Genomic DNA, 26,848 nt, shown 5'->3' on the forward strand with positions numbered 1-26,848 from the left:
GCGCCGTACCCCTCGAAGGACGCTCCATCATGTCAGATGCCCTCGTCGCGCCCGCCGCGGCGCCACCGAAAGACACGCTCGGATGCATGTCGAGCCTGCTTTCCAAGGATATTGAAAGGTCGGCCGGCGGCCTGACGCTCCATCGCAAATGCATGCGCGACGAGCAATTCGAGCGCATCGAGATGGCCGCCAGCGATCGCGGCTTCCTGATCGGCGTATCGCTGAACGGCGGGCATCGGCGCACGATCTACGGCGGCACCGGCAAATCCGAGCGACGGTTTCAGCACAACTCCATCTACATCCGCGACTTTTCCCGGAATTTCCGCGCCGACCTGTACGGCAAGTTCGACTTCATGCTGATCGAGCTGTCGCACAGCTACCTCGGCCAGCTCGGCCGCGAGCACGACGGCACCGAAATCGCCGGCCTGACCTGCGCGCCCGACGTGCAGGACGCGGTGCTCGGCCACCTCGCGCACGCGGTCGCCGACAGCCTCGACGTGCCGGGTGCGCTGAACACGCTGTTCGTCGAGCAGATGGGCGTCGCGATCGGCACGCATCTCGCGTGCCGGTACGGCAGTGCGCATGCGCGCGACCTGCAGCGCAAGGGCCTGCTGTCGCCGGCCAAGACGGCGCTCGCCAAGGAACTGCTGATGGAGAAGGCGAATCTCGGCGTATCGATCGAGGAAGTCGCGAACGAATGCGATCTGTCGCGCGGATATTTCATCCGCGCGTTCTCGCGCACGACGGGGCGCACGCCGCATCAATGGCTGCTGGAGCAGCGCGTGATGCGCGCCCGCGAGCTGATCGAGACGACCGACATGACGCTCGCGGAAATCGCGGCCGCGTGCGGCTTCGCCGACCAGAGTCACCTGAACCGCCTCTTCGCGCGCATCGTCGGCCATCCGCCCGGCGCATGGCGGCGCGGCATGTCGCGCTGACGCCATCGCGGGCATCGTCCCGTCATCGCGACGGCGTCGCGTCGTAGTTGACGGGCACCCAATCGTACCGCGCCCCGTCCCTGCGCAAGTGTCCGAGCCCGGGAAACGCGATGTGCGCGGCGCCGACAAGATAGCGCCGGTCGGCCACGCGCTTGAACACGTCGCGCCGCGTGCGGCGGGCCTCGCTGGCATCGCTGTCGTACTGGACGGTCGCGTCGAGATCCCGCAACTGGATCGCCGCGACGTGCACGATGTCTCCCCACGCGAGCAGCCCGGCATCGCCGCTCTCGATCAGATAGGCCGTATGGCCCGGCGTGTGGCCGGGCATCGGCACCGCGCGAATGCCCGGGGCGAGCGTCGCTTCGCCGCGAAACGTCCTGAAGCGGCCGGCGGCGACATAAGGTGCGACCGACGCGGCCGCCGCGTCGAAAAACGATGCCAGGAACGCCGGCGCCTGCGCCTTGTTGTCCGGGTCGAGCCAGTAATTCGCCTCGATCTCGTTCACCCGGACGACCGCGTTCGGGAAGGTCATCCTGCCGTCCGACACGATGCCGCCGACATGATCCTTGTGCAGGTGCGTGAGCAGCACCTCGTCGATCTGCTCCGGTGCGTAGCCTGCCGCCCGCAGATTGTCGAGCAGCTTGCCGCAGCAGTCGCCGTACAGCACGCCGGCGCCCGTATCGACGAGAATCCGCTTCGATCCCGTGTCGACCAGGAACGCGTTGATCGACCCCTGTACCGGCGGCTCGAGAAACTCGCGATCGAGATCGCGTCGGACTTCATCCTTCGACACGTCGCGGAACACCGTATCGACCGGAAACGGATGGGTGCCGTCGGACAGCGCGACGATCTGCAGGTCGCCGAGCTTCTGCCGGTAGAAGCCGGGCGGCTGGCTGCCGCCGCCCGGCCCGGCGGCAAGCGCGCCCGAGGCCAGAAGGCCGACGCACCATGCGGCGAGCACCATGGCGCCCGAGCGCAACGTGCGCATGCGCCGGTTCAGTGTGTTCATGTCCGAGTTCCCCGGTTGCGTGTCGACGTCGCGCGGCGCCTGCCGCTCCGGCAGGCGAAATGCACGCGACATCGAGCGTACCGGCCGCTTTCGCAATAATCCTGAGCCGGATATGAAACGTTCTGAAAATCGACGCGCCGCGGCCTCGGGCCGGATTCATGCGACGGGATGATGAATTCGATGCGCGGCGAGCAACGCGTCGCGAAACACGGCGGCCGGCTGCGCGCCGCTGACGACCGTGGATCCGATCCGCGTCGACGGCACCGACGCGATGCCTGCGCGCACCGCATCGGCCTCGAGCGCGATCACCGCGTCGAGCCCTTCGTCGGAGGCGAGAAGCGCCCGCACCGCGTCGCCGGCCAGACCGGCACCCGCCGCAAGCTCCACCAGCACGTTCGCATCGCCGATGTCGCGGCCGTCGCGGAAGTACGCGGCGAACAGCGCATCGACGAGCGCGGCCGCGCCGCCGCGCTGCTGCGCGAACCAGACGAGCCGGTGCGCGAGCCGGGTGTTCGGCGTGCGCGCGATCCGCGCATGATCGAACACGAGGCCCGCCGCGCGGCCGGCGTCAGCCACCTGCGCGTCGAGTGCCTGCGAGCGCGCCCAGCTGCCGAACTTCGCGCTGCGGTACGCCTTGCGGTCCATGCCCGCGGCCGGCATCGTCGGGTTCAGTTCGAACGGCACGAACCGGACCTTCGCGTCGCCAGCGAGCCCGGCTTCGTCGATCGCCTCCGCGAGCCTGCGCTCGGCGATCCAGCACCACGGGCAGATGAGGTCGTAGGTGATCGTGACTTCGACGGAATTCATTGCGCTCTCCTGTTGATTGCAGTCTCGAAGATAGCGCTTGCCGGCCAGCGATAGAATGCGAGCGGCACGCAACGCATCGTTGCGGCATGCACAAAGGCAACGACATGGACAAATTCTCCGCGCTGCGCGCGTTCGTGGAAGTAGCGGAAGCCGGCGGCTTCTCGAGCGCGGGGCGGCGTCTCGATCTCGCGGCCTCGTCGGTGGTGCGCGCGGTGGATGCGCTCGAGGCATCGCTCGGCACCGTGCTGCTGAACCGCACGACGCGCCAGGTCACGCTGTCCGATGCCGGCTCCGTGTACTACGCGCGGGCCAAGCGGCTGCTGGAGGAACTCGCGGAAGCCGACGCGCTCGTCTCGGATCGCGGCGACGAGCCGTCCGGACCGCTGCGCGTGTCGGTGCCCGTAGCGTACGGCATGCGTCGCATCGCGCCGCACATCGGGGCCTTCCTCGCGCGCTACCCGAAGCTCGACCTCGACCTGCAGCTCACCGACGAACGCGTCGATCTCGTCGCGGGCCGGATCGACGTCGCGATCCGGCTCGGCGAGGCGGCGCCGTCCGCGGAGGTCGTCGCGCGGCAGCTCGGCACCTTCCAGCGCTTCGTCGTCGCGAGCCACGACTACCTGGATGCGCACGGTGCGCCGGGTAGCCCGGCCGAACTGGTCGACCATCAGTGCCTGCGCTTTCACTTCGGCGGCGACCAGCAGGCGTGGTCGTTCGCCGATGCGCACGGCACGACGAAAGTGCTGGTCGCCGGACGGCTGAAGTCGAACCACAGCGAAGTGTTGCGCGATGCCGCGCTCGACGGCGCCGGCATCGCGCTGCTGCCCGACTGGCTGGTCGACGGCGACGTCCAGTCGGGCCGCCTGCGCAGGCTGTTCGAAGCGTACGACGTCATGCCCGACGCGGCGCGCTCGGTCGTCACCGCGCTGTATCTGCCGAATCAGCGCGGCTCGAAGCGCGTCACAGCGTTCATCGACTTCATCGAGACGCTCGCCGGCGCGCAGCACTGAGCCGCGCGGCGCGCCGCGTCACCAGCCGAACTTCGCCTCCACGCCGACATAGTCGGCGTTGCGCGCGCCCAGCGCGCGAATCGAATCGGCGAGCTGGAAGTGCACCGCCTCGACCGCCAGCGCCGTGTTCGCATTGACGAGCCAGTCCACGCGGGCCTGCGCGTACATGCCGGTCCACGCGCCGCCCTTGCCGGCCGTGCCGGGCACGGCCTGCATCCCTTGCCCGTAGATCGCGTCGGCCGTCGTCGCGCGCCACTGGAAGCCGACCGCGGTCAGCACCGTCACGTTGCCGGCCGGCTTGAACGTCAGCGACGGCTTCACGTGAATCAGGTTGCTGTAGCCCGTGTAGCCGGCCAGCGTGAAGTAATAGCCGTTCGGGAACAGCGGATTGAAGGTGCCCATGCGTCCGTCGCCGGGATGCTTGTCGCCCGACGCGCCGTCGACCTGGATGCCGATGCGCGGCGTGCCCGGCGTCTTCGCGAATGTGTAGCCGCCCAGCGCGCCGAACGCCCATGCACCGATCGTGTCCTGGCCGATGTGCCCGGTCTGCAGCATCGCCTCGGTGTCCCAGTCGAACCCGGAGGACTTGCCCGCGTAGCGCAGGTCGAACACGTCGCGCCGCTCAGTGCCGGCCCCCGCGATGTAGCGCGCGTTGTCGCGCGTATAGCGCGACCAGTAGCCCGACAGTTCGCCCGGCCCCACCGCGTTGTGCTCGATCCGCACGCCGTCGAATCTGAGGTGCCGGTTCGACACGTCGTCGAACACCGCGTCGTTGCGATACTGCACGGGGCGCGTCACATAGCCGATCAGCCGCCAGTTGCCGATTTCATAATCCGCCCACAGCGCGTCGAACGCCTGGCGCACGTTGGGCCCGTCGCGCACCGACACGAACCGCTGCAAGTCGTACGCCATTTCCTGCCGGCCGACGCGCGCCTTGAACGTGCCGCCGCCCAACTGGTCGACGTACGCGACGAACGCCTGCTCGATGTCGAGCTGATCCTTGTCGACCGGGCCGACCGTGTCCTTGCCGTACGGCCGCGCATCGACGAACTGGACGAACGCCTGGAAATGCCCGGCATAGCGCAGATCCGCGTGCACCGTCGCGCGCTGGATCACGTAGTTGTCGTCGTGGGCGGCGCCGAGCCCGAACAGCGGCGCGTTGTTCAGCTCGAAGCGCTCGCGCAGGTTCGCGCCGAGCGACAGGTAAGTCGACGGGTCGCCGCCCAGCGGGATGTACTTCAGTCCGTCGAGCGGCTTGCGCGGCACGCACGGATTCGCGAGCACCGACCAGTCTTCCTGCCAGCGGTTGAACAGCACCGCGGGACGCTTCGCGGTGCACGTCGCGGCGGCGGTCGAGGCCGGCGCCGCGGTTTCCTCTGCGCCGGCCGCCGTCCCGGCGTACGTCGCGACGCCGCCCGCCAGGACGGCGGCCGGCCACACGCTCCGCCACGCCCGCCTCATCGACCGGCGCTTCATCACTTCGACCGCGCGTGGATCTCGGCGACGTAGCCGCCCGGGAACTGCACGAGCGCCGCATCGCGCCCGTCCGACGTGAAGGTCGGCACCAGCACCGTCACGCCGGCGGCCTTCGCCTTCTCCAGCGTGGCCGCAAGGTCCGCCACTTCGTAGCCCGTCATCTCGCGCCCGAACGGATAAGGCAGATGGCCGTCGGTGGCCAGCACGGTCATCTTGCCGAAGCCCGACTCGATGCGGATGCGGCGGTACGTGTCGTTCGGCCGGCCGATCTCGATGCCCGGCGCGCGGCGCACGTCGGACACGACCTTGCCGCGCGAGAACGCGACGAAGTCGTGCACCAGCTTGCTCGCGCTTTCCGGCGACACGTACACGCGGTTTTCCGGCACGGTCTGCAGCGGATCGTAGTGCGGCGCCTGGGTGTGCCAGTACAGCTGCATGTTCACGCCGCCCGGCCAGCGGATGATCGCGTCGCGGCCGATCGGATCGGGGAACGTGTCGACGACCACGTCCGCGCCGTGCGCGCGCGCCGATTTCATCGCGACGTCCATGTCGGTGACGAGGTAGCCGGTGCGCTCCTCGCAGAACGGGTACGGGATCGGCGTCTTGAAGCCGAACACCGAGATCGTGCCGGACGGCGTGAACACGAGCTGCGACATCGTCTGGCTCGGCGTCGGCGTGACCTGGAACACGCCCTGCTGCGACTTCTTGCCGCCGAACGTGGCGACGAAGCTGTCGGTGAAGCGGTCGAAGTCTTCCGGCGCGACGCACACGTGCGTCGTATCGTATTGCGGGCCGACCGAAACGGCCGGCACCTTCGCCGACGAGGTCTCGAGCAGACGCGTCTCGTCGGCATGGGCCGGCGCGGTCGCCAGCAACGCGCCGAGCACGGCCGTCAACGCGGCCGTCATCCGCAATACCTGTCGCAACTTCAGTGCAATCATCGAAATTCTCCTTGAAAGTGGCAAGCGCTGCCGTGCGGCGCGCGTGGATTCAGCGTAATGCCGGCCCGTCGTCGGGCCGGCCGGATCGATAGGCGAGGAAGCACAAGGTGGCGAGCGGCAGCGCCAGCGCCCAGAAGGCGGCGAATACGTACGCCGCGGCACCCGCGCCCGCACCGATCGCGAAGGCCGCGACCGGCGGCAGCGTGCGCCGCAGTCGCACGCGCGCGGCGTCGCGTTCGGCCGGCGCGGCAAGCGGCACGAGCCAGTCGAACGCATCGATCACCGCCTGCGTGACGTTGCCCGTCATCACCGTGTTGGCGACGACCGAGCGGGCCGTCAGCCGGCCGTGCGCGTTCTGGACACCCATTGCCGCGGCGCCGAGCAGACCGCACAGGATTGTGCGCGGCGCATCGGCGTCGGCGATCGGCGACGCCATCACGCCGGCCAGCATGAACCCGGCCAGCAGCACGGCCTGAAGCGCATACAGCGAACGCGCGCGCGGACCGTGGCCCAGCGAACGCATCCGGTGGTCGAGCACGCGCGCGCCGACGATACCGGCGATGAAGGCCGGGAACGCGAGCCATTTGATCGCGAGCCCTTGCCCGACGCCGGCCAGCCCCGAGCCGATCAGGATGAAGTTGCCGGTGACGTGCGCGGTAAACAGGCCGAACAGCGCGACGAAGCCGAGCGTGTCGACGTAGCCGGCGATCGACGCGAGAAACACGTCCTCGCCGCGCACGCGATCGGGCGCCGCGGCCGCGGTTACCGTCGGCATGACTCGGCCTCCTGGATGGCGACGGTGGCGCCGGCGCACGCGATGCGTGCGTCCGGCGAGATCAGATCACGCATGTTCCGCTCCGGTTGTGCCGAACGGCCCGGCGGTGCCGACTGGCGTCCGGTCCAAACGGCTGTTCGGAAGCAAGACTAGTTAAGGTGCGTCTTAATGTCATGGCGATGGGCCTGAATTTTCCTGAATAGGCCGCCCGGACGCCCGGCCGGACGACGCGCTCGACGCGATGCGAGGCGCTTGCGCAACGGTTCGCGCATTGCGTCGACAGGCACGCCGCGAGCGGTCTCGCGGTCCGATCGTGTTATTTTTCGATCGATAGCTTAAGCACGCACGCGATCAGGAGCCGATGCATGACCGAAAGAAAACGCAGCACGCCAGCCCGCGAGCGCGGGACGGACGCCGACGGCAGCGCCGTCACGCCGGGCCGGCGCCTCGCGCCGGAAGCGCGCGAGCGGCAGATCGTCGAGAAAGCGATCGAGCACTTCGCGACGCACGGCTTTTCCGGCAGCACGCGCGAGCTCGCGCGGCAGATCGGCGTCACCCAGCCGCTGCTGTACCGGTATTTCCCGAGCAAGGAAGCGCTGATCGATCGCGTGTACGACGAGGTCTACACGTGGAGCCCCGACTGGGAAAAAATGATCGCGGATCGCACGGTCCCGCTGCAGGAGCGGCTCGTCGCGTTCTACCGCGCGTACGCGCAAACCATCCTGCGGCGCGAATGGATCCGCACCTTCATCTTCGCGGGGCTCAGCCGCGAGGGCTTCAACACGCGCTATCTGTCGCGGCTGCGCGAACGCGTGTTCCTGCCCGTGCTGCGCGAGCTGCGCCACGAATACGACATCGCCACCCCGGCGACTGAGGCCCAGCGCAACGCGGAAATCGAGCTCGTCTGGAGCCTGCACGCGAGCATCTTCTATTTCGGCGTTCGCAAGTGGGTCTACGGGCTGCCGGTGCCCGACGATCTCGACACCGAAATCGAACGGCTGGTCGACGCATTTCTCCACGGCACGCCCGCTACGCTGAAGCAACTCGCGTCCGGTGCGAGCGCGCGGCGCCGCCGCCGCGTGTAGCGCGGCCCCGCGCGCCGCCCGACGAATTCAGAACAATTCATCCGGTGTGCCGGTCGCCGCGCCTAGCCTCGAAAGGCATTTGCGCCCGCGTCCGGGCGCGTGCGGGCCGAACTGCATGGCGACCGTCACATGAGCGCCGACACGCCTTCGATCGCTAATCGCACCGTCACCGCGAGCGGCATCGCCAGCACTACGTCGACGCCGGCAGCGGGCCGGCCGCTTCCTTGCCGTTGGCATGATGCCGCCGTGCGGTCGAACAATCGCGTGAATGGATGCTGCATGCTTGCCCAGCGAGCGGCCGATGTCGCTTAACGACTCACCGTCTTTCCATCTTTGCCACAACAACGCTTTTTGTTCGGCGGATAGCCCACACCGCTTCTTCTTGCTCACCTACCTTACCTCCTGGGGCGACATTAGACCAGAAGGTATTGCGATGACCAGTTGAACGCGCCACACCTTTCTTGGAATGAAAACTGGCCCTAGAAGTCCCCCGGTTTCGCAATCGGCCGAAGCGTAGCCGCATCGTCCGGCAGGAGGTAGCGCTCCTTGATCGACTTTTCCTTCGCCGCCTCGAATTCCTGCTCGTAGTTCTGGTAATTTCCGTACAACTTTCTCATCTTGCTTTTCGAATACGGAATCTTCGTGTCGTAGATCAGACCGCAACCCGTTTCCTGGTCGGTCATGTAGGTCGCGGACGGCACCTGAATCCAGGGTGGACGGACCCCTCCCTCCATGTTTCCAGTTGCCAGATCGCGCACCGCGGCCTTTCCGTTGCGGACGACCCTTGGCGCCTTCGGCATGGTCTCGCCGTTCCGCACCCATCTATCCATCCCATCCAGGATTGCCGATACGACGTTCTCCACCGGCTCGTCATAGAGCGTTCGGCAACGCGGATCGTTACCCTTGCCGATATCGGCGGCCACCCACTCCTTCTCACCCGTGCCGAGATCGGCCTTTCGCAAGTGCGGCATACCCGTCACTTCGTAATAGCGAAGCTTGGGGCTGTCGGTGTCCGGCGGCAGCGGAATACCGGCGAGCACATCGTGCATCAATTCGGATTCGCTGAAGACCGTCACGAACGGTGCGTCGTCCGGCATCTTGCGCGGAACGCGAATGGATTCGCCCCCCACCTCGCCATAGGCCATGCGCCCCGCCATGTACGCGTCGATCAAAGGACGACCGTCCGGCATCCGCCATTGCTGGTGACGCCCCTGGTCGAGATAGTCCATCCATACTTGCGCCGTCACGGCCCAACTATCGACATAGACGCGCCGAACCTTCAGTGGCGCGAGCGGGCTTTGCGGCGTATCGGACTTCAACATCCGCGCCAATTGGGCGCCGATGCCTTGCGATTGCGGAATGAAAGGGTCCGGCACGTTGCCCAGCACGAAATGCTCGGGATCGTAATACACGCCCAGCGGCGCATAACGCGCGTAGTCGAAGCGACGCATGAAGTCGAAATTGACGATGTTTCCATACAACGCGATCTGGTCCGCCTGCTCCTTCGGCGTGTCCGATATGAACTTCGGATCGACCGCCGGCTTGTTGCTATTGAGCGTGTATCCCACGTAGGCGTATCCGCGACTCAGCAGATATTTCCGGGTAAGGATCCAACCGGCGCCGCGCTCTCCGAACCAGCTGAACGGCTCGATTATCACGGTTCCATTGAAGCGGGCCGGGTCGGTCGGTGCGCGGACGAGAATCCGTGTCAGGTATGGCGCCTGGAACATCGTCTTCCCTGTCGCGGTAATAACCGGGGCGATACCGGATAGGTAGTATTCCTTCTCGGTGTACCCGTATCTGGCCAAATCGATATATTCGGTTCCAGGGCGGGAAGCCGACGACAGAGGCAGCTTACCGGAGGGTGGAACTTCGACGACGGTGGGCATTTGCGGGACCTCCGCGCGAACCGGTGCGGCCGTACCTGCCACGATCCAAACTCCCATCAAGACAACGTATCGGGTTTTCTCTATCAGACGGTGCATGTGAATGTTTCCACTGTTGATGAGCCTGGTCACTGCGCGAAACACGTGACCCACGGCGTCGCTTCACGAATGTCTTTCGTGCATCCCACGCCACGCTGCGACGAAAGCGCCGCCCTTCCGTTTCCGGCATCTCGTATTCGCTGATGAGCGGTATTCCCGCGCGGGCTTTTCCTTCATGCGGCGCGGTGCCCCCCGCGATTCCAGTTCGCCCCGGCCGCCATGCCGCCGCACTGTCGACCAGGGGAGCACACCCGTCGGCTGCTCGACGCAAGTATTAAACAGCGTCTCCAGACAACCGTTTATCCAGAAATGGCAACTCCATACGGAACCGGGGGAATACCCTCGCGGAAGGAAACCGCCAACGGCAACGGCTCGATTGCACCGCCACGTTTCGCATCGCCGCCTGCACCCGACCCTCGTACTTTGTGCTGATTTGGGCTACCACCTCACGGCATCGCGACTGAACACTCGAACCCGCGATTCGCGGTGCTCGTGACGACTTCAATGACGCGCCATCCCCCGTCGACAGTGCGCGCTGCGCAGGGCACACCGCGTGCAGAAAAACTCCAGCGCGCCGCACATTTCAGGACAATTCCATGTATTCCGTTATCCGAATTTTCTTTCCAGCGCTGATCGTCATCGGCACATTTCCGTCGCCTGCAAGCGCATACGAGTTCTACAACGACGGGAGCACGAACATCGACGCGAATCTGAGCGTGGGCTACGGGTTCTTCAGTGTCCAGCGCAGTTATATCGACCGGCCGGGCGCTACCCGATGGCAGGAAGGCTATCTGAAGTATGGCTTGAGCGGCGGCACGGCGATCCCCGGCGCAGGGTCGATCTACGGGGCCGTGAGTCTTCTCGGCTCGGCCACGTGGGGCGACGGCGACCCCGGCGGCTTTACGACCGGACGCGAACGCCGCAACGCGCTCGAGGACGCCTACCTCGGCTGGAAATCCGGCGACTCGATTCCTGCATTGGGAAAGGACGGCATCGACATTTCCGCCGGCAGCCAGTACGTCAACGTGGGCTCCGGTTTCCTGATCAAAGGCGACAAAGTCAGTGCCGGCAGAGCTGTGGACGACGGCCGCTACGATCGCGGCGGCGCTTACTACCTGGCATCGCGCGTGGCTTTCTCGCGAACCGCGGTGCTACGACTGGGCGGCGACACCGGATGGCATGGAAGCGCAATCTGGCTCAAATCGAACAATCATCTGCAAGCCGATACCGAACTGGCCGTAGGCACCCTGGACTATACGGCCCAGCCGGGAACGCTCGGGCTCACCTTTGTCCATGGCATCAGCATCGACAAGCGATATGTCAGTACCCCAAGCCGCCTCGATCGCCCGGGGATGAACACGTACAGCATTCGAGGCGACGGTGACGCCGGGATCTCCAATACGCACTTCGCGTTCGAATATGCATACCAAACCAAACGATCCGGCAACGACAACGGGTGGTATGCCGAAGCCGGATATACGTTCCAGAATGTCCGGTGGCAGCCGTCGTTGAGCTATCGCTACACGCGTTATTCGAAGGATTTCGACTCGCTGTTCCAGGGCGGATTCGGCGATCGCTACCAGGGTGAAATCGCATCCAACTATTCGTTTTCATACAACTTCAATACGCGCATCCAGGACGTCGGGCTCACAGTCCACCCGTCCGAAAAATTTACCGTGACCCTGATGTATTTCAACTTCCGGACGTTGTCCAATCGCTCGACCCTCGATCTCGACGCGTCCGAGCTGACACTCTATCTGGATTGGGCTCTGACCAAGCATCTCCAGTTTTCCCCGAACTTCGGTGTCTACAAACCGCGAAAATACGCTGCAAACGGCGGAAATCAGACCGGCAGCGCGGCCGCAAACTTCTATGCCAACCTGATTATCGTCGCGAATTTCTAGCGCAATCTTCGATCACCCCGCCGCACATCGCATCGCCGACATCGGACTTCGTAGCAGTCGCAACTGCTTACGGCGCCTCGACACGCCGAACTTGACGGAGTCATCGGACCGGCGGACGGGCTCGCGCGTCCCGGCTCGACATCCGCGGGTTTCCCCCGCTGGGATAACACACGATTTGTTCGCAGAATTTCTCCTGCCCAAAAAACGATCAGTCGCGCTACGCACGTCCTTCGCCGCCCCGTCGAGGTTTCCTGTCATGAAGAGCATCGACCGATTTGATGACGTGAATGCCCACGCCGCGTCGATCAAGCACTGGAATCAAACCTACAGCCAGATATCGGCGGGTTCGCTCGAAAGCTCGCTGATGCAACTTGCGAGCGCGCGCTGCCACCTATTCCGGGAACGGATAAACCAGCGCGTCGTTCAACACGGCGAAGCTCCGTCGGGAAAGATTTGCTTCGCCATACCGATTTCGGCGTCCGGACCGGTCGTCATGCAAGGCCGCAAGGCAGACTGCAACAGCGTTCTCTTCCTGCGTAGCGGCGAGGAGTTCATGTTTCATATGCCAACGGGCATGGACATGCTCTCGATCAACTTCGATCGCGATATGTTCGAATCGGCACTATCGACCGTTGCGAACGCCCACGCGATCACCACGCTCCTCAAGCAACCCGTCATCACGTTGCCCAGACAGCGCCTGAACGCGTGCCGCCGTCGCCTGCTTGCGATATTTTCCGAGGCGTTCGCCGACGACGAAGGCGGCACTATCCAGCACGACGAAGGCCCGTTCGAGCAATTCGTTCTTCATGAAATGATTCGACTGATCAGCAGCCCGGATTGCAATCTACGCCAACGCAACGGCAGTTCCACCCAAAGTTTCATCGTCGAGAAATGTCATCACCTGACCATGTCCGAGAGCGTCAAGGTTCCCAGCGTGATGGAGCTGTGCCGGCAACTGCAGGTCAGCCGGCGTACCGTGCAGAACAGCTTTCGATCCGTGACCGGAACGACGCCGTTGAATTACCTTCGGTCCGTGCGGCTCAACGGCGTGCGTCGAAGCCTGATGTCGACGCATCCATCCAAACTCCTGATCGGTGACGCCGCCGCCCGATGGGGATTCTTCCACATGAGCCATTTCGCCGAGGACTACCTGGCACTCTTCGGCGAGCTGCCTTCGCATACTAAAAGACCGGTTCGGAACGACGGATAGAAGCCGGACGAGCCGGCGCGGCCCGATCACCGAGCCCGACCGCAATGCAGGGTGCCTCGCACCCATTCCGACGGCTGCGGCCACCACCCTGCTCGTCATCTTCCGCGACCGAATCCGCTGCCGGAGCGCACGCGGATTCACGTGATGGCCGACATACGACCGGTGACTCGCATGCGCGAGGCGCCCGGTGTACACCGAAAATGACGGTCAATTCACCTGTCCGGCGTCGATCATGGATCTGAGATCCACCGTCGGGTCGGCCAGCGTCGCAGCGGGAATACGCGATCGCTGGGCGATCAGCTTGCGCGCCAGCACGTGGTCCGACGGCCGGTTCACGGAATGCGCAGCCGCCATCGCACCGTCGTGCAGGTAGAACACCGTAAAGCGATCGCTGGCGGGTGCACCGCGCAACACCACCTGGTCTCCGGACGATGGCAGACCGGCCATCTGGAATCTCAGGTCGTGCTGCTCGCTCCAGAACCATGGTATGGCCGAAAGCGGTTGCGGCTGACCGACCAGCACCGAGGCCGCGGCGCGCGCGCCGTCGCTGGCGGCCTGGATAGATTCAAACCGCATTCTGGCTGGACTACCCGGGAAAGGCGGCTGCGCCATGTTGGCCACATCGCCGACGGCCAGTACGTTCCGCACCGAGGTGCGGCCCAACGCATCGACAAGGATGCCGTCGTCGCAGGCGATGCCGGCGGCATCGGCAAGCTCCGTGTTCGGCAATACGCCGGTCCCTGTTACGACCAAGTCGCAATCCAACGTGCGGCCATCGTCGAACTGGACTGCCTCGACGCTACCCTGACGGCCCAGCAGCGCCCGTACGCTGCGGCCCAGTTCCAGCGAGACGCCGCGCCGGCGATGCGCATGCGCGACATAGTCCGACATGAACGCCGGGAAGGCGCGCGTGAGGAGGCTTGTCTGGCTCTCGACCACGGTAACCCGCGTTCCAGCCGAGCTCAGCGCGGCCGCGACCTCCAGACCAATAAACCCGCCGCCAACGATGCACGCGCTCGAGCAACGGCCAAGCCTGCGCTGTACCGCCAGCGCATCGTCGAGCGTGCGCAGTTGATGCACGCCCTGAAGCTCAGCGCCGGGAACCGGAAGCGGGCGGCAGCGCGCGCCCGTCGCGAGTGCAAGCCAGCTGTATTCGAGATGCTCGCCGTCCGCCAGCCACACGCGGCGCGCGGCCAGATCCAGCGCTGTAGCGCGCTGCCCCACGCGCAGATCGATGCATTGTTCAGTATAGAAATCCGGGCTGCGCAGCGCGAGCTGGCCCATGCCGGTCTTGCCCGTGAGCAGGCCCTTGGAAAGAGGCGGGCGCTGGTAGGGTGCGTGCGGCTCGTCTCCGATCAGGACGATAGGTCCATCGAATCCCAGTTCGCGCGCAGCCGCGGCGAGATGAGTTCCGGCATACGAGGCACCGACGATAACGAGCGGCGCTTTTTGTGAGGATGTCAAAGTTGTCTCCCGAGGAAACGCCCTGGCAATCCACGGGTTTGAACCGGATCGGCGCACGGCGTGCGGCGTGCGCACCGGAACCGGCTGTCGAGGACGACGTTCGCCGGCAAACCGTCGCTTCGACAATCGCGCAGCCGGAACGATGTTCGACGAGGTGGATCACTTGCCGGGCAGTACGGACTCCAAATGCGTTGAAGAGGATGACGAGCGTGTCTCGCCGACAGGCAATCGGATACGCCCACACGAGCGCGTCTCCGATCGCCGAACCGGCCGCGGCACCGTCGATGCACAACGCGCACGAACGGGCACGAAACACGAAGATTCGCATTCGCGCCCCCGGTTCATCACCGTCGTACTCCGTCGAAGTACGCGCGCCGAGCCGTCAGGAACAGGCTCGGGATAGCCGCCTAGCCTTGCTTCTCGGGCATTCTCAGCACCAGGCCGTGCAATTCTCGTGTCAACTTGATCTGACAAGCGAGCCTGCTGTTCTCCTGCGTTGCACCCAACGGCTCGAGGAGGGCAAGCTCGATCGCCGGATCGGCTTTGCCGGTCACGCCGAGCCAGGGTTCGTCGACATAGACATGGCAAGTCGCACACGAGGCCTGGCCGCCGCAAAAGCCGTCGATACCCGGCACCCCATTTTCCAGTGCGGTCTCCATTGCATTGGCGCCGTCCGGCGCGACCACGACATGCTCGTCGCCATTCGCTTCGATATAGGTAACTTTTGGCATATTCAAGAAAGGTGATTTTTTAACGAGCACGCGCGACTCTGTTCGATATCGAGTCGTGCGTGCGGCCTGGATATCCGCCCGTCGGCGAAAACTCACTCGTGGGTCGGCGTCACGGTATCCTGGCGAGCGCCGATTTGAAGCAAACCCTGCCAGAACGAAACGAATGGCTCGAGATAGAAGCCTCGCAGGGTTTTGTGAGGATTTTTTTCCCCAAACTCCACTTCATTCAGCCCCCAGCGCCATGTTTCGTTCTTTTTCGGCAGATAAAGGGTTCCGAACATCCAGTCCCATACCGTCAAAATCACCCCGTAGTTTTTATCTCGATGCGGTAGCTCGATGCTGTGATGGAGGTTATGCATGACAGGCGCGAGAACGATACGATTCACCCAGTTTCCGTACGAAACGTGCACGTGTACGTGAGACATCGTGTCGACGACAAAAAAGGAAACATACACCTGAATTCCGATCACGGTCACGGTTCCCGGATTGACTGCGGTTCCGGTGGCGTAAAGCAGCAAGCCCAGCATCACGCCGGCGAAAAACGACGGAATCGTGTTCAGAAAAAAGAATTCAACCGGGTGTTGACGAAAGAGCGTCCATGGCGTCAGCGTTTCGGCCGTATGGTGCGGCTTGTGCAGTGGCCACAGCACGGGAACCTCGTGGCACCAGCGGTGCACCCAGTAGCCGGAAAAATCCAGAGCCAGAAAATAGATAGCGAACTGAACCGCAACCATTTTCCAGTCGGTGTGCATCAGAGGCGCTCTCGCCCCGAAATACGTCGCCAGAAAACCCGCCAGATTGTCCGCCACCGATATCGCATTGATTGCGACGAATACAGAAAGTGGAAAACCGATCGCCAGAAGAATAAGTCCGTTCCATCGGTCGACGCGGGCCGACGCGTGATCGTACTGGTCCTTCGGAAATACGGACCTCACCACCGCCCGTAACGTCACCGGCTCTCGTTCTTTTCTTGCCAGGAACGCGATCCATGCAACTACCACGAAATAAATCGGAAGACCCCATGCCCACTGCCGCAGCATTCCGATGGTCGGGTCATAAAAGTCAGCAACCGAGGTCCATATCTCATTTAGCATCTTCGTCTCCGGGATTGCATATTGTCACGAGCCAGGGCATGGCCGCGAGTCGCGCACGCCGCACTTGCCAGGTACCGTCTATGCCCTCGGCCTGTTCGACGCAGAAGGAAGACGCGGCCGTCGGGATAGTGTGTTCATGGTGGTCTGCCGCCCTCCCACAGGCCAGTAACGAACGGTGGACGAACGGTTAACGAACGTTTTTTTGGTGTTTTCGCGTGACCGGACAACTGCAATTCCGAGGGTAAACCCGGTTTCATCGCATCGCGGATGCCTGCGTATCGCGGGCATATCGATTCCGGCGTCCATTGCGCTCGCTCTTCTGCTCCGCTCGCTTGCGGCGCGCACCGGTTCGGCCCAGCCGAAATAACGACGTCTCGAAACGGGAGGAACGGGTAGAGAAATAGAAGACGGCGCGGTATCGGGCATTCAATCTCGATGCGGCATCGAGAGCACATCCGGATCGCCGTCGAAACAGGTGCGTCCCGCATGCTCACCACGATCTCGAGCCCGGACCGGCTCCATGGATCACCGTACGCAGCGCAACTTTTTATTTTGGTTTTGCGGGTTCGCCGGCTCCGGCTTTTTTGGGCGCAAGCTCGCTTTCTCTTACAGGCCACATCTGGCCGACCTTGAGATGGCGAACAATGACCGGCTTATTACCGACATTTGACGGTCCGAATGTACGGACTTCATACAGTGCCTCGAACGTGTTATCGGAGCCGAGACTCTTCTTCAGCTTGTCCAGTTCAGATTTACTCGACGCAACATGTATCGCCTCCATGAGCGCAGGATCCCTGGTGCCAGCAATAACGACGATATGATTTCCCGATGAGCCCGGAAAGCTGGCTATATATGCATAGTCGCGGCGCATAATCCCCTCGGTCGAAGGGTTGTCCCAGTCGGATTGAAACTGATTCCCGCTCGCCCGATCGACAAGCGTATCGCCGTCGTCCGACAGAGAGAAACCCGAGATATCGCAAAGCGGTTCTTTCAGGTCCGCCAGATTCCTCAGCAAACCGACATAGACGAGATCGTGAGTCCGCAACATATTGTTGGTGAAGCGCGACATCGCGATGGATTGCAGCGACGGCAGCTCACCGGCTCGCGCGGTCGCAATGATGGGAGTAATGGCAGCCATAGCCGGCGCCACACCTTCAGGAAGGGTGTAGGTGTTCAAGTCGATATATTTTTGATTCGCGCCCGAGGTCCGCAACCGGTACTGACCCAACTCATCCGCAGAGTGAATTCGGGGGTCGAGTATCAGGCGGGAAACCTCGTTGTCGGAATCCAGCTCGCCGAAAACATAATCGCCGCCATAAACGACAAGAGTCGGAATATGGCTCCCCGCCAGCGCACTCCAGAGATTGGTCCCGAGGCGAGCGTCTCCGGCGGGATTGCCTGCGAACCAGTTCCAGCAAATCAGATTGAGCCCGGCGAGAAGCACGGCGCCTCCTGCGAACCACATCCAGGCGCCGCGCGGCAGGCGGCGGCGCGGTGCGGCACGATCGTCTGCCGCGGCCGCAGCCGGCGGAACGACGACGAGCCGATATTCCCCGCGCGGAAGGGCCAGGCGTTCACCATGCTCGTCCGGTGGCAGTTCCTCGAGTTTCTTCCGTAGCCGGTGGACATGCACCCTCACGGTCGCATCGGCGGCAAGATCCACGTCGATGGATTTGCCGAAGACCGTTTGCGCAATCTCGATTTCCTTCGGTGCGGCGTCGGCCAGCGAACGTTCGAGCAGTAATTCGAAAAGACGATTGATCTGCGACGATTTTCCGAGCACGCCACTTTTTTGAATGCGTTCCCCGTGAGCAACGAGCCGCCTTGTGTCTTTGTCCTCTAGCACGCTCGACCTCCCCGGCTTGTACGGAGACACGCCCGTTCGCTCGCCGCGCGGCGCGGCGGCAGAGTGCGCGGCACCAGGCTCGTCACGAGCACCGAACCGACCACCAGCAGCCCCGCGACCACCCCGAGCCCGGCATACGGCGCCCCCGTACGCGCAAACAGGAGGCCGACCAGCCACGAACTGAAGGCGCCGCCGAGCGAACCCAGCATGCTGATCACCGCGATGCCCGCCGCCGCCGCGCGACCGGTCAGTTGTGCAGCCGGAATCGTCCAGAAAACGATCGGCACGGTGAACGCACACAGCTGCGCGATCGCCAGCAAGGCCACGGTGATCCATACGTGGCCGACCGAGAAGCGCAGGAGCAGTAGACTGCACGCGGTGACGAGCATGCAGACGACCGTATGCCACCGGCGCTCGCCAAATCGGTCGGAACTCCATGCGATCGCCACGTTTCCGATCATCGTGAACACCGATATCAGCCCGGATAACCAGCCGATTCCGGAGACGCTCGACACCCCGGCCGACTTCAGCACCGTGGGCGACCAGAACGTCACCGTACCCATCCCGACGTAGATGCAGAAATAGATCGCGGCAAGCCCCAGCACGCGACCGTTGCCAACGATGTCGACAACGCCGACCCGGTCATGGCCGACCACGGCCGAGGCCCGCTCGGCGTCCAGATCGCGCAAGAGCGCCTGCCGGTCCAAAGACGACAGCCATGCCGCCTGTTCCGGCCGGTCACTCAGCATCAGCGGCGCAACCAGCCCGAGCGCGATGGCCGGCAACCCCTCGATCAGAAACAGCCATTGCCATCCGCGCAACCCCATCACGCCCTGCATGTGCGCCATGATCCAGCCGGACAGCGGTCCGCCGACCATTCCTGCAACCGGAACGGCGAGCAGCAGCATGCTGTTGACACGGGCGCGCACCGCGTCCGGAAACCAGTACGACAGGTACAGGATCAGGCCCGGAAAGAAGCCGGCCTCGGCGGCGCCGAGCAGAAACCGCACCACGTACAGCGACACGCTGCCGGTTACGAACATCTGCGCCACCGTGCAAAGGCCCCACAGCACCATGATGCGCATCAGCGTGCGGCTCGCGCCGATGCGCGCCAGCACCAGATTGCTCGGCACCTCGAAGGCGGCGTAACTGATGAAGAAAATGGCCGTCGCGGAGCCGAACACGGCTTCGCTCAAGCCGAGATCCTGCAGGAACTGCAGCTTGGCGAACCCGATGTTGACGCGATCGACGAAGTTGATGACGTAGCAGACGAACAGAAACGGAATCACGCGCAGCGCGATCCGGCGGTACAAGACGGCAGGGGGTGACTCGGACATGGACCGCTCCCGGTAGGTGGACATGCATCTGCAGTCGCGTGCGTTGCTCGCGGCTGTAATCGGCGGCGCCATGCATGTGCACGGCCAGTCGAAGCGCCACGGGAGAATTATACGAATCTCACAATTCGGGATTCATTGGTAGTTAACACGAGAAAATCCGCCAGGCGTCGCCTGCTCCGCATCGCCAGCCTTCATTCGTCAGTTTTGTAAGAAAACATCGAAATCCCGCGGATATCACGGTCATTTCGCCTACACTGCAAGGTATCGCGCCATATCGCACGTAAACCCCCATCATAAAAATAAATTCAATCCCATATAATGAGATTTACAAAAACAAACGGCCGCGAGCGTCAACGGGGTTTTCGATCGCGTCACCCGTTGTTTTTTTCTGGATATGATCGTCGGCGGGACCGGCCGCATGGCACGGCATCTTCGGAAGCCATCCATCCGGGCGAATCCAGGCGAACCGCGCGCATCGCGCGTGCTGCCCGCGCCCGGGCAACCTGCGTCGGCCTCGGCCGGCATCGAATTTCAGACGGTATGCATCAGCCACGCCATGAATCTGCACGCTGAAACACTGTGCTTCTCGGATGTGTTCCTCCATTCCCAGGCGATCGTGAACTGGTCGCAGCACTACGACCAGATCAGTCCCGGCACCGCAACGACCACGCTGCGCCAGGTCGCCGGCCAGCGTTTCCACGTCTTTCGCGAACGCATCAATCAGCGCGTGATGCAGCACGGCCTCGCGCCGCGCGACCGGCTCTGCTTCGCGCTGCCGATCGTCAGCGCGGTCGCGCCCGTGGTCCAGGGGCGCACCGTCGAGCGCCCGAGCCTGCTGACGCTGCGCGGCGGCGAGGAGTTCGTCGCGCATCTGCCGTGCGACACCGAGGTGCTCGCCTTCACGATCGATCGCACGCTCACGGGCGATCGCGAACTGGACGAACTCGCGAACCTGCCTGCCCGCATCCTGAAGCAGCCAGTGCTGCCGATCTCGCCCGCACGCTACGGCCATGCACTGGACGGGCTCGAGCGCGTGCTTTGCCAGGCGCTCGACAGCGGTTCGCTCACCGCACGCGATGCATTCGACGAACGCGTGCTCGCGCACAGTGTCGTCGGCATCCTGCTCGACCTCGTGCAGTCCGACGATGCCGATGCCGGCGCGCTGCCGTCGGCCTCGACGCAAAGCTACATCGTTCGTCGCAGCCAGGAAATCGCGCTCGAATGCGACGACGTGCCGACGGTGATCGATCTCTGTCACCACCTCAGAATCAGCCGCCGCACGCTGCAATACAGTTTCCAGAACGTAGTCGGCACGACGCCGACCGCCTATCTCCGCTCGATCCGGCTAAACGCCGTGCGGCGCTTCCTGATGACGACGCCCGAGACGATGCGGATCGGCGACGCGGCGGCGCAATTCGGCTTTTGCCACTTCGGGCGCTTCTCCGCGTACTACCAGCAGCATTTCCACGAGCTGCCATCACACACGCCGCGCCTGAGCTGAGCCCGCGAACGACGCATGGTGACGGCGCATCCGGGTAATCCCCTGCCGCCCCCGCGCATGCGGATTGCCGATAACGGACAACGCGCGTGATTTAGGCACCTTAAATTTTTGTCGTCGGCCTACTTGTGTGCGCTTCACCGCATCGAGCGGCCGTCCAAGCGCACACCTGTGTCGTCGTCGGTGGTCGGCCGTCGGCATCCCTTGCCGGCTCGTCAGGATCGGCGCGCGGCACGGGAATATCGATCAGGCATGCCGGTGTCGATTCCTGACGGACGATCCGGCCAGCGGGACTACTCATGAACGAATCGTCACCCCGGTCCGAAGCGGGGCTCAGCAAGAACGCCGTCGGACTTTCACACATCGTTTTCTTCGTCGTCGCCGCGGCCGCGCCGCTCACCGCGATGGTCGGCGCGACGCCCGCGGCATTCTCGCTCGGCAACGGCCCCGGCGTGCCCGGCGTATTCGTGCTGGCGGGCGTCATGTACCTGATCTTCAGCATCGGCTATGCCGCGATGAGTCGGCACATCTCCAATGCGGGCGCGTTCTATGCGTACATCGCGAACGGGCTCGGACGCCCCGCCGGCGTAGGCGGCGCGTTCGTCGCGATCGTCGCGTACAACGCGGTGCAGATCGCGATCTACTGCATGTTCGGCTTCTTCCTGAACGACAGCATCCAGCGTCACTACGGCGTCGACGTACCGTGGTGGGCGTACGCGCTCGCGTGCGTCGTCGCGGTCCACTTCTGTGGCGCGCGGCGCATCGAGTTCAGCGGCCGGCTGCTCGGCATGCTGATGATCGGCGAAATCGCGATCGTGATGCTGCTCGATCTCGCGATCATTGCGCACGGCGCGAGCGCCGGCGGCTTCAGCGCGAAACCGTTCAGCCCCGCGATGGTGTTCGCACCCGGGCTCGGCACCGCGCTCGTGTTCGTGCTCGGCTCGTACATGGGCTTCGAGGCGACGGCGATCTTCTCCGAGGAGGCGCGCGACCCGAAACGCACGATTCCGCGCGCCACCTACCTGGCCGTGATCCTCATCATGGCGTTCTACGCGCTGTCGTCGTGGGCGATCGTCGAGGCGTGGGGCGAGGGGCAGATCGCCGCACAGGCGGGCCGCGATCCGGCCAATCTGTGGTTTGCCGTCAGCGGCCGGCTGCTCGGCGGCATCGCGACGGACGCGATGAACGTGCTGCTCGTCACGAGCCTCTTCGCGGCCATCCTGTCGTTCCACAACACGATCACGCGCTATTTCTACGCGATGGGCCGCGAACGCGTGCTGTGGCGCAAGCTCGGTCATACGTGCCCCGTGCATCGTTGCCCGGACGTCGCCGGCAAGGTGCAGACGCTGATCGCGCTCGCGGCCATCGTCGGGTCGGCGGTGTTCCGCCTCGATCCGTTCGCGGTCGTGTTCTCGTGGATGAGTGCGCTGGCCACGATCGGCATCATCGCGGTGCAGATCCTGGTGGCGGCCTCGGTAATCGCGTTCTTCGCGCGCGATCGCCGGGACGCCAGCGTCGTGCACCGCCTGATCGCGCCGCTCGTCAGCGTGATCGCGCTCGGTGCATGCCTCGTGCTGGTCGTGCGCAACCTGTCCGTGCTGAGTGGATCGGATTCGACCTTCGTCGCGATGTTTCCGTATTTCCTCGTCGCCGTCGGCGCGCTCGGCATCCGCGCCGCGCTGCGGCTGAAGCGCAGCGATCCCGACCTGTACCGCGAACTCGGGCGCGCCGCCCAGTAGCCGCTGCCCGGACGGTGCCGCGCCGCCCCGTCGTCTCGTTACGCCCTCCCCGGGCATCTCCCGCTGCCGACGCGACTCGCAATGCGTCGCGCCGGCACGGGTATTCCCTATCCCGATCGCACAGCAACGATTGCCGATAGCGGACAAGGCGCACGATTTCATCGACATACAGTGAAAGCGACGTCGCCGCAGCACGGTGGCAGCCGCCCTCGCCGCCGCCCCGTTCAGCCCGACGATTCGCCCCTGTGAAACATGGACACCATGATGAAAATTCAGAATCTGATCGGCGGCAGGCATTGCGATGCAGCGACCGGCCGCACTTTCGAAAAGCTGGCGCCGGCAACCGGCGACTACGTCGCCGCCGTGCCCGCATCGACCGCCGAGGACGTCGATCGCGCGGTGCGTGCCGCGCACGCCGCGCTGCACGACGACGCGTGGGCCCGCGCCGGCGGCTCGGCCCGCGCCCGCTGGCTCCTTCGGCTCGCGGATCTGGTCGAGCGCAACGGCAATGCGCTGACGGAATTGCTGGCCGTCGAACAGGGACGCCCGCTTGCCGAGATGCGCATGATGGACCTCCCGATGTGCATCGACACGCTGCGCTACTTCGCCGGCTGGGCCGACAAGCTCGAGGGCCGCACGATTCCGACCGACGGCTTCATGGGCCGACCGACGCTCAGCTACACGCGGCGTGCACCGGTGGGCGTCGCCGGTCTGATCATTCCGTGGAACGCGCCGTTGATGATCGCCGTGTGGAAACTCGCGCCTGCGCTCGCGGCCGGCTGCCCGGTGGTCATCAAGCCGTCGGAGGACACGCCGCTGGCCGTCGCCCGGCTCGGCGATCTCGTCTGCGAAGCCGGCCTGCCCGCCGGGGTCGTCAACATCGTTCACGGCGTGGGCGCGGAAGTCGGCGCCGCGCTGGTCGCGCACCCGCTCGTGAACAAGATCAGCTTCACCGGCAGCACCGAAGTCGGCCGCGCGATCGCGACCGCGGCAGCGAAGACCTTCAAGCGCGTCACGCTCGAACTCGGCGGCAAGGCCGCGCAGATCGTGTTCGCGGATGCCGATCTCGATCGTGCGATTCCGTCGCTGATGGCCGGCATGTTCGCGAACCAGGGCCAGACGTGCGCGGCCGGCTCGCGCGTGCTCGCGCACCGCTCGATCGCGCACGCACTCGAAGAGCGGCTTGCCGAGGCGGCCCGGGCCATCCGTGTCGGTCCGCCGTCGGAGCCCGGCGTGCAGATGGGCGCGCTGATCAACCCGCGTCACCTCGCGCGCGTCCGTGCGCTCGTCGACGGCGCGCTCGCCGAAGGGGCGGTCATGCTCGTCGGCAACGAACAGGTGCCGCCGCGCGGCTGCTTCATGCGACCGACTATCCTGGGCGGTGTCCATCCGGGCATGCGAATCGCCCGCGACGAAGTGTTCGGCCCGGTCGGCATGGTCATGCCGTTCGAGACCGAGGACGAGGCCGTTCGCATCGCCAACGACACGCCGTTCGGCCTCTCCGCTTCGGTGTGGACACAGGATGTCGACACCGCGCACCGCGTCGCCGAGCGGCTCGACGTCGGCGCGGTCGCAATCAATGCATGGAGCCCGATCGACGCACGCCTGCCGTGGGGCGGCACCAAGCAAAGCGGGATCGGGCGCGACCTGTCGAAGGCCGCGCTCGATGCATACCTCGAGGAAAAGATCGTCACCGCAGCCCTGTGACCCGCGGCGCACACCACGTCGCACCCCTCTGTTCAAGCACTTCGTAAGAGAGACGAGAGACACCATGGACTATCAAAAGCGTCAAAAACGATTCTGGCATCCGATGAGCTCGGCCGCCGCCGGCCATACGACCCCCACCGTCGTCATCGCACGCGGCGACGGCAACTACGTGTACGACGTCGACGGCCACCGCATGCTCGACGGCGTCGGCGGACTGTGGAACGTCAACGTCGGCCACAACCGGCCGGAAGTGAAAAGCGCGATCGCTCGGCAGATGGACGAGCTGTCTTACTACCAGACCTTCGACGGCGTCGCCCATCCGCGCGTCTACGACCTGGCCGACCGCCTGTGCGCTATGTTCGCGCAGGAGGACATGCAACGGGTGATGTTCGGCAGCGGCGGGTCCGACGCGATCGAGACCGCGCTCAAGATGGCGCGTCAGTACTGGGTCGCCGCAGGCGAGCCGTCGCGCACGAAATTCCTGTCGCTGCGCAACGGCTATCACGGCGTACACATGGGCGGCACGTCGATCGGCGGCAACGGCGTCTACCATTACAATCACGGCCCGCTGCTGCCCGGCTGCGTGCTGCTCGACACGCCGTGGCTCTACCGCAATCCGTGGAACTGCGACGATCCGCAACAGCTCGTCGAGCACTGCATCCGGCAGCTCGAGGAAACGATCGCGTTTCACGGCCCGCAGACCATTGCCGCGTTCGTCGCCGAACCGGTGCAGGGCGCCGGCGGCCTGATCGTCCCACCGGCCGATTACTGGCCGCGCGTGCGGGCCGTATGCGATCGCAACGGCATCCTGCTGATCGCCGACGAGGTGGTCACCGGCTTCGGCCGCACCGGCAGCCTGCTCGGCAGCCGCGGCTGGGGCGTCGCCGCCGACATCCTGTGCGTCGCCAAGGGCATTTCCGCCGGCTACGTGCCGCTCGGCGCGACACTGTACAACGGCCGGATCGCCGACGCGATCGAACATGGTGCGGGCTTCTCGCACGTGGTCATGCACGGCTATACGTACAGCGGGCATCCGCTCGCTTGCGCGGCGTCGCTTGTCGTGCTCGACATCGTCGAGGCCGAGGATCTGCCCGGTAATGCGGCGCGGGTCGGCCAGCGCCTGCTCGAGCAATTGCTGCCGCTGAAGGCCGACTTCGAGACGGTCGGCGACGTCCGCGGCAAGGGACTGATGCTGGCGCTCGATCTGGTGACCGACAAGGCCAGCCGCACGCCGCTCGATCCGGGACAGGGGTTCGCCGCCCGCGTGGCCGATGCCGCGCGCAAGCGCGGCGTCCTGGTACGGGCGATCGCGAACAAGGTCGTGATGTCGCCGCCGTTGACGCTGCGGCAGGACGAAGCCGACTTCATCGCGGTGACGCTGCGCGAAGCACTGCAGGAATGCTGCGCGGATTCGCTGGCGATCGCCTGAGCGCGCGAAATAGCCTGGCGCACGAGCCTCTCGTCGAAGGTTCGTGCGCATCGCCATCCGGCCTCGGTTCGACGAAGATCGGCGCGAGACGTTGACGATCGGCATCCCGCCTGTCGCAGCGTCGCTTCAAAGGAAGACAAATCAAATGGAACACCAGGCCATTGCATTCACCGTGGAGAAATACCCGCTCGCGCTTCGGCTGTTGCACTGGGTCAGGGCGATCCTGATCGGCGCGCAGCTCTGGACCGGCTGGACGATGGTCCGGCTCGACGACAACCTGCCGGCCAAGTTCGACTGGTACTACCCGACGCACAAGGAGTTCGGCGTGCTCACGCTGCTGGTGGTCGTCACGCAACTGGCGATTCGGTCGATGAAGCCGTTGCCGCCGCTGCCTGCCACCCTGCCGACGCTCGACCGCAAGCTCGCCAAGATCGGCCACTACCTGCTGTACGCGCTGGCGATCGTCGTGCCGCTGATGGGTTATTCGATGTCCAGCACTTTCACGCAGAGCGACGGCGTGCCGTTCTTCTTTTTCCGCGTACCCGAGCTGCTGCCGAAGAACGACCACTGGTTCGAGGCGTTTCAGTGGCTGCACCGGACGCTCGCCTACACGTTGCTCGCGCTCATCGTGCTGCATGTGCTCGGCGCGCTGAAGCACCGCTTCTTCGACCGCAACCCGGAAAACGACGTGCTGCGGCGGATGCTGTAGCTCCGCTACGCGGAACCTCGCGCCCGGCGAGGCGCCGTATTCGGTCCGCTCGATCGCGGCGGACCGATTTTCTTCCCGATTCATACTTCGTTTAACTAATGATAAACGAACCCGCTGCACGCGTCCGGTGCTGACGCACGCCGTCGGAAACCGT

Annotated in this window: 22 protein-coding genes; 10 read left to right on the forward strand and 12 right to left on the reverse strand. The window is 64.6% G+C overall.

The features are described 5' to 3' along the window. The first annotated feature begins 29 nt into the window (after positions 1 to 29). Entirely contained in the window at positions 30 to 938 is a 909-nt protein-coding gene (locus ACV22W_RS24895; RefSeq protein WP_448022284.1) for a helix-turn-helix domain-containing protein, read from the forward strand. A 22-nt stretch (positions 939 to 960) separates the two neighbouring features. On the opposite strand, the gene ACV22W_RS24900 is transcribed toward ACV22W_RS24895, so the two are convergent. Both ACV22W_RS24900 and ACV22W_RS24905 read right to left on the reverse strand, forming a co-directional pair. Continuing rightward, the gene (locus tag ACV22W_RS24900; RefSeq protein WP_448022285.1) at positions 961 to 1,947 is read right to left on the reverse strand and encodes an MBL fold metallo-hydrolase; all 987 of its coding nucleotides are present in this window, start codon (positions 1,945 to 1,947) and stop codon (positions 961 to 963) included. A gap of 156 nt (positions 1,948 to 2,103) precedes the next feature. After that, entirely contained in the window at positions 2,104 to 2,754 is a 651-nt protein-coding gene (locus ACV22W_RS24905) for a DsbA family oxidoreductase (protein ID WP_448022286.1), read from the reverse strand. Between the two features lie 104 nt (positions 2,755 to 2,858). Between ACV22W_RS24905 and ACV22W_RS24910 the strand changes: the two genes are divergently transcribed. Further along, on the forward strand, positions 2,859 to 3,764 hold the full coding sequence (locus tag ACV22W_RS24910) for a LysR family transcriptional regulator (RefSeq protein WP_448022287.1): 906 nt from the start codon (positions 2,859 to 2,861) through the stop codon (positions 3,762 to 3,764). Positions 3,765 to 3,782: 18 nt separating this feature from the next. Here ACV22W_RS24910 and ACV22W_RS24915 read toward each other — a convergent pair whose 3' ends face one another. From ACV22W_RS24915 to ACV22W_RS24925, 3 genes are read right to left on the reverse strand one after another with little or no spacing between them, the layout of a single operon-like run. Continuing rightward, positions 3,783 to 5,240, reverse strand: a complete 1,458-nt coding sequence (locus ACV22W_RS24915; RefSeq protein WP_448022288.1) for an alginate export family protein — start codon at positions 5,238 to 5,240, stop codon at positions 3,783 to 3,785. Then, positions 5,240 to 6,181 (reverse strand): glyoxalase, encoded by a 942-nt coding sequence (locus ACV22W_RS24920; protein ID WP_448022289.1) that lies wholly within the window; start codon positions 6,179 to 6,181, stop codon positions 5,240 to 5,242. The genes ACV22W_RS24915 and ACV22W_RS24920 overlap by 1 nt, the downstream gene beginning before the upstream one ends. Before the next feature lie 49 nt (positions 6,182 to 6,230). Next, positions 6,231 to 6,956 carry a YoaK family protein gene (locus ACV22W_RS24925; protein ID WP_448022290.1) on the reverse strand — a complete coding sequence of 242 codons (726 nt, stop codon included), beginning with the start codon at positions 6,954 to 6,956 and terminating at the stop codon, positions 6,231 to 6,233. Between the two features lie 365 nt (positions 6,957 to 7,321). On the opposite strand from ACV22W_RS24925, the gene ACV22W_RS24930 reads away from it, so the two are divergent. Next, complete coding sequence (locus tag ACV22W_RS24930; protein WP_448022291.1) at positions 7,322 to 8,041, forward strand: TetR/AcrR family transcriptional regulator; 720 nt, start codon at positions 7,322 to 7,324, stop codon at positions 8,039 to 8,041. A 27-nt stretch (positions 8,042 to 8,068) separates the two neighbouring features. Here the strand turns inward: ACV22W_RS24930 and ACV22W_RS24935 are convergent, their stop codons facing one another. Both ACV22W_RS24935 and ACV22W_RS24940 read right to left on the reverse strand, forming a co-directional pair. Then, on the reverse strand, positions 8,069 to 8,431 hold the full coding sequence (locus tag ACV22W_RS24935; RefSeq protein WP_448022292.1) for a hypothetical protein: 363 nt from the start codon (positions 8,429 to 8,431) through the stop codon (positions 8,069 to 8,071). A gap of 89 nt (positions 8,432 to 8,520) precedes the next feature. Then, positions 8,521 to 9,930: an alpha/beta hydrolase domain-containing protein gene (locus tag ACV22W_RS24940; protein ID WP_448022293.1), complete on the reverse strand. Its 1,410-nt coding sequence runs from the start codon at positions 9,928 to 9,930 to the stop codon at positions 8,521 to 8,523. Positions 9,931 to 10,622: 692 nt separating this feature from the next. On the opposite strand from ACV22W_RS24940, the gene ACV22W_RS24945 reads away from it, so the two are divergent. Together ACV22W_RS24945 and ACV22W_RS24950 are read left to right on the forward strand one after the other, a co-directional pair. Further along, entirely contained in the window at positions 10,623 to 11,930 is a 1,308-nt protein-coding gene (locus ACV22W_RS24945; RefSeq protein ID WP_448022294.1) for a hypothetical protein, read from the forward strand. 256 nt (positions 11,931 to 12,186) lie between these two features. Continuing rightward, positions 12,187 to 13,140, forward strand: coding sequence for a helix-turn-helix domain-containing protein (locus ACV22W_RS24950; RefSeq protein WP_448022295.1), 954 nt, complete (start codon positions 12,187 to 12,189; stop codon positions 13,138 to 13,140). A gap of 207 nt (positions 13,141 to 13,347) precedes the next feature. Here the strand turns inward: ACV22W_RS24950 and ACV22W_RS24955 are convergent, their stop codons facing one another. The 5 genes from ACV22W_RS24955 to ACV22W_RS24975 form a co-directional block, all read right to left on the reverse strand. Further along, positions 13,348 to 14,604, reverse strand: a complete 1,257-nt coding sequence (locus ACV22W_RS24955; RefSeq protein ID WP_448022296.1) for an NAD(P)/FAD-dependent oxidoreductase — start codon at positions 14,602 to 14,604, stop codon at positions 13,348 to 13,350. Positions 14,605 to 15,011: 407 nt separating this feature from the next. Further along, positions 15,012 to 15,365, reverse strand: coding sequence for a 2Fe-2S iron-sulfur cluster-binding protein (locus ACV22W_RS24960; RefSeq protein WP_021157738.1), 354 nt, complete (start codon positions 15,363 to 15,365; stop codon positions 15,012 to 15,014). A gap of 62 nt (positions 15,366 to 15,427) precedes the next feature. Then, the gene (locus ACV22W_RS24965; protein ID WP_448022297.1) at positions 15,428 to 16,429 is read right to left on the reverse strand and encodes a sterol desaturase family protein; all 1,002 of its coding nucleotides are present in this window, start codon (positions 16,427 to 16,429) and stop codon (positions 15,428 to 15,430) included. Between the two features lie 547 nt (positions 16,430 to 16,976). Continuing rightward, complete coding sequence (locus ACV22W_RS24970; protein WP_146756323.1) at positions 16,977 to 18,275, reverse strand: hypothetical protein; 1,299 nt, start codon at positions 18,273 to 18,275, stop codon at positions 16,977 to 16,979. Beyond that, positions 18,269 to 19,636, reverse strand: a complete 1,368-nt coding sequence (locus ACV22W_RS24975; RefSeq protein WP_448022298.1) for an MFS transporter — start codon at positions 19,634 to 19,636, stop codon at positions 18,269 to 18,271. The genes ACV22W_RS24970 and ACV22W_RS24975 overlap by 7 nt, the downstream gene beginning before the upstream one ends. Before the next feature lie 532 nt (positions 19,637 to 20,168). On the opposite strand from ACV22W_RS24975, the gene ACV22W_RS24980 reads away from it, so the two are divergent. From ACV22W_RS24980 to ACV22W_RS25000, 5 genes are all read left to right on the forward strand, one after another. Beyond that, entirely contained in the window at positions 20,169 to 21,113 is a 945-nt protein-coding gene (locus tag ACV22W_RS24980; protein WP_448022299.1) for a helix-turn-helix domain-containing protein, read from the forward strand. Positions 21,114 to 21,409: 296 nt separating this feature from the next. Beyond that, complete coding sequence (locus ACV22W_RS24985) at positions 21,410 to 22,849, forward strand: APC family permease (RefSeq protein WP_448022300.1); 1,440 nt, start codon at positions 21,410 to 21,412, stop codon at positions 22,847 to 22,849. A gap of 261 nt (positions 22,850 to 23,110) precedes the next feature. After that, positions 23,111 to 24,556 carry an aldehyde dehydrogenase family protein gene (locus ACV22W_RS24990; RefSeq protein ID WP_448022301.1) on the forward strand — a complete coding sequence of 482 codons (1,446 nt, stop codon included), beginning with the start codon at positions 23,111 to 23,113 and terminating at the stop codon, positions 24,554 to 24,556. A 64-nt stretch (positions 24,557 to 24,620) separates the two neighbouring features. Then, positions 24,621 to 25,985, forward strand: a complete 1,365-nt coding sequence (locus tag ACV22W_RS24995; protein WP_448022302.1) for an aminotransferase class III-fold pyridoxal phosphate-dependent enzyme — start codon at positions 24,621 to 24,623, stop codon at positions 25,983 to 25,985. 145 nt (positions 25,986 to 26,130) lie between these two features. Continuing rightward, positions 26,131 to 26,694, forward strand: coding sequence for a cytochrome b (locus ACV22W_RS25000; RefSeq protein WP_048027888.1), 564 nt, complete (start codon positions 26,131 to 26,133; stop codon positions 26,692 to 26,694). Positions 26,695 to 26,848: the final 154 nt, after the last annotated feature.

The organism is Burkholderia sp. AW49-1, assembly GCF_053427845.1.